The sequence below is a fragment of the Streptomyces sp. genome, from assembly GCF_035563135.1.
Taxonomy (GTDB): domain Bacteria; phylum Actinomycetota; class Actinomycetes; order Streptomycetales; family Streptomycetaceae; genus Streptomyces.
Genome location: NZ_DATMVN010000207.1, coordinates 1 through 7,511, shown reverse-complemented (window position 1 = coordinate 7,511; position 7,511 = coordinate 1). Strand labels below are relative to the sequence as shown.

The following is a 7,511-nucleotide window of genomic DNA, read 5'->3' as shown; positions in this document are numbered from 1 at the left end:
TCGGCGACGGTGCGGGAAGGGCCGGCGGCGGCCTGCTCGATCAGGTCGAGCACGGCGGGGTCCTGGGCCTCGGCCAGGTAGTGCAGTGCGGCACAGCGCGCGCCTTCGGGCCCGCTGCGGGCGGCCTCGACGATCAGAGGGCGGTCCTCGGCCGCCGCGACGGCGGAGAGGCAGCGGGCCGCGGGGACGTGGAGCACACTGCCGCGTTCCAGTCCTTGCTGGGCCCAATCGAAGACGGCCTGGACGCTCCACCCGGGGCGTGGTCCGCCCGGCCTCATCTGCCGCTGCCACCGGTCGAAGGAACCCTGCTCCGTCGCCGCCCTGATCCGGGCACCGACCGCTGCGCGCGGGTCGTCGGCCCAGAGCCGCCAGGGGCGGGGCTCGAAGGCGTCCCGTACGGCGGCGGCCAGCTCGGCGGTGCCCTCCGCGGTCGCGGGGAAGCGGGCCAGCACCGCCCCGGCGAGGGAACGCAACCCGGCGTCGTCGTCGCGCAGGGCCAGCTCGTCGAGTGCCCAGGCCCAGTTGGCCCCGGTCGCGGCGTACCGGCGCAGGAGCGCGAGGGCGTCGCTGCGTCCGTAGGAGGCGAGGTGTCCGAGCACGGCGAGCGCGAGGCCCGTGCGGGAGTCGTCGGTGTCGAGGTGGTCCTCGGGATCCCAGAGGTGCCGCTCGATCTCCTCGGTGCCCCCGTCGAGATCGAGGTAGAGGCGCGCGTAGTAGAGGGAGCGGTTCTCGATCTGCCAGTCGTGACGCGGATCGCTCAGGACGCAGTGGTTGAGAGCCGCGAGGGCCTCGGGGCGGGGGGCGGCGAGCGCGTGGAGCGTGCCGTCGCCGCGGCCCCTCTGCAACAGGCCGAGCAGGGTGCCGCTCGGCGCTATGAACGGATCGAACATGAAGAAAGCCTCACATCAAGCTGTCGACGCAACCGGGACTGTGCTGTTCCATGTGCCGGGGTCGGATCCCCTAGGCCGCGCAGCAACATGATCGGCCGACCGCTGTCTTCTGCCTGGTGCTCATCTTCCTCTGCCTCTCGTCGGTGGCCCGGAACGGGCCCGCGACGTCATGATGTCCCAGCCATTTCGCCGACGCGACCACATTTACGGCGCATCGACCGGCCGGCGGCCGGTACGGCGTCTCAGCGCGCACCGAAGAGTTCCAGCAGGTCGTCCTTGCCGAACATGCGTGCGGTGTCCACGGCGGAGGGGGTTCCGGCGGCCGGATCGGCCCCTGCGGCGAGCAGCGCGTCGATCACTTCGCGCTCACCCTTGAACACGGCCCCGGCCAGCGGTGTCTGCCCCCGGTCGTTGGCCCGGCCGGGGTCGGCGCCGCGGTCCGCGAGCGCGACGACGGCGGAGGCGTGTCCGTGGTACGCGGCGAGCATGAGCAGGGAGTCGCCCCGGTCGTTGGTGAGGTCGGCGGGGACGCCGGCGTCGACGTAGGCGGCCAGCGCGTCACTCTCGCCCCGGCGGGCCAGGTCGAAGACCTTGCCCGCCAGCTCGACCACCTCGGGATCAGGGATTTCGCTCATCGGGCGGACCGCCTTCCATTGCCGTTGTCGCCGTCGCCGACCTGGTGAGGAGTACGGCGGGAAGGCCGTACGGGTGAATCGACAGAGTACTGCTCCCGGACGGCCGTCAGCCTGCCCGGAAACGGCGGAAGATCACGGCGCAGGCCCCACTTCCCGTCGGGGCGGGGGCCTGCACGGCCGGCGGGGCTCCCGGACAGGCGCTCTCCGCCCCTCGTCCGAGCGGGAACAGACAGTATTCACCCAGTTGCACCTTTTATCGTATAGGTACATCTTGTGATTCTGGAAGTACTCATGGTGACTGCCCCCCTCAACCAGGAGAACCGCTCATGATCCTCTCCATCTCGGGCGTGGTACTGCTCGGCATCATCGTCTTCCTGTTCTTCAAGAAGGACGGGCTCAAGGCGTCCCACGCCCTCATCTGCGCTCTGTTCGGCTTCTACCTGGCCGGCACAGCCATTGCTCCGAGCATCACAGCAGGCGGGGCGAGCCTCGCCGGCATGCTGGGCGGGATCAAGTTCTGACGCTCCGACACAGCTCCCACTTCTTCAGGAGACCGATGTGGCCCGGCGACCGCTCCCCCGCATCCTCAGGCGCGGCAGCGCTTCGATCACCCGCAGCCGCGAGATCGCACGCACGGCCGCCGGCAACGCCACCGACGTCCTCCATCCGCTGATCACGGTCACCCGCGGTCTGCGGGTGCTGGCGGGAGCAGGGCGGCAGAGATGGGCCGCGACGCCCAAGGACCGGCGCGGACACGTGCTGTTCCTCGTCGCGGCCTGCGTACTGGCGGTGGCGCTCATCCCCTACGGGCCCCTGCTGGCCCTCGTCTCGGTGATGGGCGCTGCCGCGTGGCGGGGACGCGACCGGACCCCCGCGAGGACCGGCCCCGACGAGACGGGGGCCGCGCGGCTCCAGGCGCTGTACGAGGCGCTCGTGCCGCACTTCTCCGTGCCCGAGGACCCCAGCCCGCTGTTCTCCCACGGCGGCGACTGGGAGGGTGCCTTCGGCACCTCGTACGCCTTCGACGGCAACGGCCGCCTCACCCGGCTGCAGGTGAACTATCCGGCGTACTTCACCGACGGCGACCCTGCCTCACGCACCCGCGTCGAGCAGGTGCTCCACGCCAAGTCGGGCCGGGGCCGCGAATACCGCTTCACCTGGGACGAGGAGAACAATCACCTCCTCATGACCGTGCTCGCCGCGCTCCCCGCCACCATCGCCGCCCAGCGCTTCGTCACCGCGCCCGGCGAGACCGTGCTCGGATTCACGGACGCCGACGCGGTCCGGCGCACCGTTCCGGTCCAGGACGGTGACGGGACGCGGGACGCCGCTCCGGTGATCTGGCGCACCGGCGCCCGTTCGACGGAACCCCACCTGCTGATCGCCGGGCACCCCGGCGCCGGCGCCACGACCCTGATGCGCTCACTCGCCCTGCAGGCCCTCCAGCACGGTGACGTCCTCGTCGTGGAGGGCGGCGGCGCCGGTGAGTACGGCTTCCTGACCGGCCGGGACGGCGTACTGGCCGTGGAGTGCGGCCTGGGCGGGGCCCTCGCGACACTCGAATGGGCGGCGCACGAGACCGAGCGGCGCCTCATCGCCGCCGACCGGGCCCGCCAGGCCGGGCACCCCGAGCCCGAGGACACCAAGCGCCCCCTGTGGATCCTGCTGGACCGTCCGAGCGCGCTGGGACATCTGGCGGCCGCCGACGGCAGGCAGGACCCGCAGGAGCTTCTCCGGGTGCCCCTGCGGCACGGCCGCGCCGCAGGGGTGACAGTGGTCGTCGCGGACCAGTTCGACAGTCTTGACGACCTCGACGAGACCGTACGGACCCACACCAGGGCGCGCGCCGTCCTCGGGCCCGCGGACCCCGAGCAGGTGGAGGCGGTCCTGGGTGTCCAGCCGCACACCACGCCCGTCCCCGACGTCCCGCCGGGCCGCGGCTACGCCCGGCTGGGCAGCGGGCCCGTCCTGCGGCTGCAGGTACCGGCCACCCCCGACCCCTGCGACGAGGCCACGAGCGAGGCGCACCGGCAGGCGGTGCTCGACCTGCTCCCCGGCGGTGCGCCACCGGTGGAGCAGACCGCGCCGGTGAAGGCGCCGGAAGCCGCCCCGGAGGCCGCCGACGCGTTCGGGCCCGTGTCCGTGCGCACGGACCAGCTGGTCAAGACGCCCGCAGTCGCGGAGGGGTGAGACCGGGCGCCTCAGGCCACGAAGGTCCTGGGCGCCTCGGCTCCCGCGCCCGCCCCGGAAGAGACCAGCCCGGCGGCCGCGGCGAGCCGCAGCGCCGCCTCGTCCGCCAGGGGGCCGCCCACGGTGAAGGGCAGCCGCACATAGCCCTCGAAAGCCCCGTCGACCCCGAACCGGGGTCCCGACGGGACTCGGACACCCACCCGCTCGCCGGCCACGGCGAGCCGGGAGCCGGAAAGGCCGCCGGTGCGCACCCAGAGGGTGAGTCCGCCGTGCGGCACCTCGAACTCCCACGCCGGGAGCTCCCGGCGCAGCGCCCGCACCAGATCGTCCCTGTTCTCACGGGCCTGCCCGCGCCGGACCGCGACGGCCTGCTCCCAGCCTCCGGTCCGCAGCAGCCAGTTGATGGCGAGCTGCTCCAGCACCGGCGTCCCCATGTCGGCGTAGGCCCGCGCCGCCACCAGGCTGCGGATGACGTCCGGCGCCGCCCGCACCCAGCCGATCCGCATGCCGGCCCAGAACGCCTTGCTCGCGGAGCCGACGGTCAGGACGGTGCTGCCCGCCGGATCGAACGTACAGACCCTCCGGGGCATCCCGACATCCGCGTCGAGGTGCAGCTCGTGCATGGTCTCGTCGACCACCAGGACCGTGCCCGCCGACCGGGCGGCCTCGACAAGGGCGCGGCGCTGCTGTTCGTCGGCCAGCGCCCCGGTGGGGTTGTGGAAGTCGGCGACCACATAGGCCAGCCTCGGCGCCGCGTCCCGCAGGACCTGCCGCCAGCGGTTCATGTCCCAGCCGCCGAGGCCCTCCTCCATCGCCACGGGCACCAGCCTGGCGCCCGCCTCCCGCATCAGCTGGAGGATGTTGGCGTAGCTCGGGGACTCCACGGCGATGCGCTCGCCGCGCCCGGCGAAGAGATGGCAGATGGCGTCGATGGCGCCCATCGCCCCCGTGGTGACCATGATCTGCTCGGGCATCGTGGGGACGCCGTGCCCGGTGTAGCGGTCCGCGATCATCTGTCGCAGGGCGGGGAGTCCGGCCGGGTAGTCACCATGCGTGTGGGCGTACGGCGGCAGTTCCTCCAGCGCCCCCTGGACGGCCCGGGTCAGCCACGGCTCCGGGGCGGACAGCGAGGCGCACCCCAGATCGATCATCGAGCCGAGCGACTCCGGCGGCAGCGGTTCGAGGCCCCGGGCGGGCAGCGGGTTGCCCGCCGGGACCGTGGTCCAGCTGCCGGCTCCGCGGCGCGACTCCAGGAACCCCTCCGTCCGCAGCGCCTCGTACGCGGCGGTGACGGTGGTCCGGCTGAGGGACATGGCGAGCGCGAGCTCCCGCTCGGCGGGGAGCCGCGCGGCGACCGGGACCCGGCCTTCCAGGACGAGCAGGCGCACACCGTCGGCGAGGGCGCGGTAGGCGGGCGGCTTACGGGAGCCGGGCGCCGGGGGGCGCGCCTGCTGCCCCTGGAGTTGGCGGGCGAGCTGTGCCGCACCGACGGTCGAAGTCCACTGCGCCATCAAAATCAGTCCACCTTCCTCGGATTGGCCATAGTTGGAGGCCGATCCCCTGCCACAGAGTGACATGACGCAGTCCACCATCACCACCTAGGGGGCACCACTTGTCCGACTTCACCGACCGGAGCGGCACCCGGCTCACCCGGCGGCTGACCCAGCTGTACGCGGGTCTGGCCCTCTACGGGGCGAGCTCGGCGCTCCTGGTCCGCGCCGGGCTCGGGCTCGAACCGTGGGGGGTGCTCCACCAGGGGCTCGCGGCGCGGACCGGCCTCTCCATCGGGGTCGTCTCGATCGTCGTCGGAGCGGTCGTCCTGCTCCTGTGGATCCCGCTCAGGCAGCGCCCCGGACTCGGCACCGTCTCCAACGTCTTCGCCGTCGGTATCGCGATGGACGCCACCCTGGCCCTCGTCCCGGCCGTGCACGGCCTCGGGGCACAGATCCCGCTCATGGCCGCGGGCATCGTGCTCAACGGCGTCGCCACGGGCCTGTACATCTCCGCGCGCTTCGGCCCGGGGCCGCGCGACGGCCTGATGACGGGCCTGAACCTCCTCACCGGCGGCTCCATCAGGCTGGTGCGTACGGCGATCGAGGTGGCCGTGGTCGTGACCGGCTTCCTCCTCGGCGGTTCGCTGGGAGCCGGCACCGTCCTGTACGCCCTGGCCATCGGCCCGCTCGCCCAGTTCTTCCTCCGCCTCTTCGACCTCCCCGCGCCGGGCGCCCGCACTTCGCCCGTTGCCGGGCCGACACCGCGAGAGGCGATACTTCCGCGGTGACCGCAGCGACTTCGGGGCGCCACCCCTATCTGGACCACCCTTCGACGATTGCCTTCGCCCACCGCGGCGGAGCGGCGGACGGCATGGAGAACACCGCAGCCGCGTTCCGGCGTGCGGCGGACGCCGGCTACCGCTACTTCGAGACCGACGTGCACGCCACGGCGGACGGGCGTCTGGTCGCCTTCCACGATCCGACCCTGGACCGGGTGACGGACTCCCGGGGACGGATAGCCGGACTGCCCTGGAGCGAGGTGCGCCGGGCGAAGGTGGCGGGCAGCGAACCGCTGCCGCTCTTCGAGGAGCTGCTGGAGGAGTTCCCGGAGGCCCGCTGGAACGTGGACATCAAGGCGGAACCCGCCCTCGCCCCGCTCGTCGGACTGATCCGCAGGACCGGCGCCTGGGACCGGGTGTGCGTGGGGTCGTTCTCGGAGGCGCGGGTGGCCAGGGCCCACCGCCTCGCGGGCCCGCGTCTGGCCACCTCCTACGGGGTGCGCGGCGTGCTCGGCCTGAGGCTCCGCTCGTACGGCATCCCGGCCGCGCTCCGGGCGGGCGCGGTCTGCGCGCAGGTCCCGGAGAGCCAGAACGGCGTCCGTGTCGTCGACCGGAGGTTCGTGCGCACGGCGCACGCCCGCGGCCTCCAGGTCCACGTCTGGACGGTCAACGAACCGGAAAGGATGGCGGCGCTCCTGGATCTCGGGGTGGATGGCATCATGACCGATCACATCGAGACGCTGCGCACGGTGCTGAGCGAGCGGGGGGCCTGGGCCTGACGCCGGGGCCTGCCGCGTCCGCACGGGACGAACGAGGGGGCGCGGCGTGAGCACCGGTACCGCAGGAACGGCGGATCCGGCCGGGGGGCCGGCCGGGGCCGCCGGGCGCAGGAGAGAGCAACACGGCTGGTACTTCTACGACTTCGCGTGTTCCGTGTACTCCACCAGTGTCCTCACCGTCTTCCTCGGCCCCTATCTGACGTCCATAGCCAAGGCGGCCGCCGACGCGGACGGGTTCGTGCATCCGCTGGGCATACCCGTGCGGGCAGGATCGCTCTTCGCGTACGCCGTGTCGGTGTCCATCGTCGTGGCGGTGATCGTCATGCCGGTCGTGGGCGCGGCGGCGGATCGCACGGGGCGGAAGAAGCCCCTGCTCGCGGCGGCCGCGTACACGGGCGCGACGGCGACGGCCTGCATGTTCCTCCTGGAAGGCCACCGCTATCTGCTGGGAGCCTTCCTGCTCATCGTGGCGAACGCGTCGATCTCCGTGTCGATGGCCCTGTACAACGCGTACCTGCCCCAGATCGCCACCCCGGAGGAGCGTGACGCGGTCTCCTCGCGCGGCTGGGCCTTCGGGTACACCTCGGGCGCGTTCGTCCTCGTCCTGAATCTGGTCCTCTACACGGGCCACGACTCCTTCGGGCTGTCCGAGTCCGACGCGGTCCGGATCTGCATCGCGTCGGCCGGCGTGTGGTGGGGCGCCTTCGCCCTCGTACCGCTGCGGCGGCTGCGCGACCGCCGGGTG

General features: G+C 72.8%; 7 protein-coding genes and 1 pseudogene. 5 read left to right on the top strand and 3 right to left on the bottom strand.

What is annotated here, in order from left to right:
• Window positions 1-890: pseudogene (locus tag VN520_RS09070) on the bottom strand (HEAT repeat domain-containing protein); the annotation flags it as partial.
• Between the two features lie 242 nt (window positions 891-1,132).
• Entirely contained in the window at window positions 1,133-1,525 is a 393-nt protein-coding gene (locus VN520_RS09065; protein ID WP_325746342.1) for an ankyrin repeat domain-containing protein, read from the bottom strand.
• A 326-nt stretch (window positions 1,526-1,851) separates the two neighbouring features.
• Here VN520_RS09065 and VN520_RS09060 point away from each other — a divergent pair, with 326 nt between their 5' ends.
• Together VN520_RS09060 and VN520_RS09055 are read left to right on the top strand one after the other, a co-directional pair.
• Window positions 1,852-2,046 (top strand): hypothetical protein, encoded by a 195-nt coding sequence (locus VN520_RS09060; RefSeq protein WP_033304229.1) that lies wholly within the window; start codon window positions 1,852-1,854, stop codon window positions 2,044-2,046.
• 37 nt (window positions 2,047-2,083) lie between these two features.
• On the top strand, window positions 2,084-3,715 hold the full coding sequence (locus tag VN520_RS09055; RefSeq protein WP_325746341.1) for a hypothetical protein: 1,632 nt from the start codon (window positions 2,084-2,086) through the stop codon (window positions 3,713-3,715).
• An 11-nt stretch (window positions 3,716-3,726) separates the two neighbouring features.
• Here VN520_RS09055 and VN520_RS09050 read toward each other — a convergent pair whose 3' ends face one another.
• A complete protein-coding gene (locus tag VN520_RS09050) occupies window positions 3,727-5,226 on the bottom strand; it encodes a PLP-dependent aminotransferase family protein (RefSeq protein WP_325746340.1) in 1,500 nt (499 codons plus the stop codon).
• A 101-nt stretch (window positions 5,227-5,327) separates the two neighbouring features.
• On the opposite strand from VN520_RS09050, the gene VN520_RS09045 reads away from it, so the two are divergent.
• The 3 genes from VN520_RS09045 to VN520_RS09035 all read left to right on the top strand — a co-directional run.
• Window positions 5,328-5,996 (top strand): hypothetical protein, encoded by a 669-nt coding sequence (locus tag VN520_RS09045; protein WP_325746339.1) that lies wholly within the window; start codon window positions 5,328-5,330, stop codon window positions 5,994-5,996.
• Complete coding sequence (locus tag VN520_RS09040; RefSeq protein WP_325746338.1) at window positions 5,993-6,766, top strand: glycerophosphodiester phosphodiesterase family protein; 774 nt, start codon at window positions 5,993-5,995, stop codon at window positions 6,764-6,766. Before VN520_RS09045 ends, VN520_RS09040 begins: the two co-directional genes overlap by 4 nt.
• A 46-nt stretch (window positions 6,767-6,812) precedes the next feature.
• Window positions 6,813-7,511, top strand: a 699-nt coding sequence (locus tag VN520_RS09035) for an MFS transporter (protein WP_325746337.1), incomplete at its 3' end; no start/stop codon positions are given.

Coding starts and splice junctions, on each gene's coding strand:
- VN520_RS09050 (WP_325746340.1), bottom strand. CDS start 5,226: ATGGCGCAGTGGACTTCGACCGTCGGTGCGGCACAGCTCGCCCGCCAA.
- VN520_RS09060 (WP_033304229.1), top strand. CDS start 1,852: ATGATCCTCTCCATCTCGGGCGTGGTACTGCTCGGCATCATCGTCTTC.
- VN520_RS09065 (WP_325746342.1), bottom strand. CDS start 1,525: ATGAGCGAAATCCCTGATCCCGAGGTGGTCGAGCTGGCGGGCAAGGTC.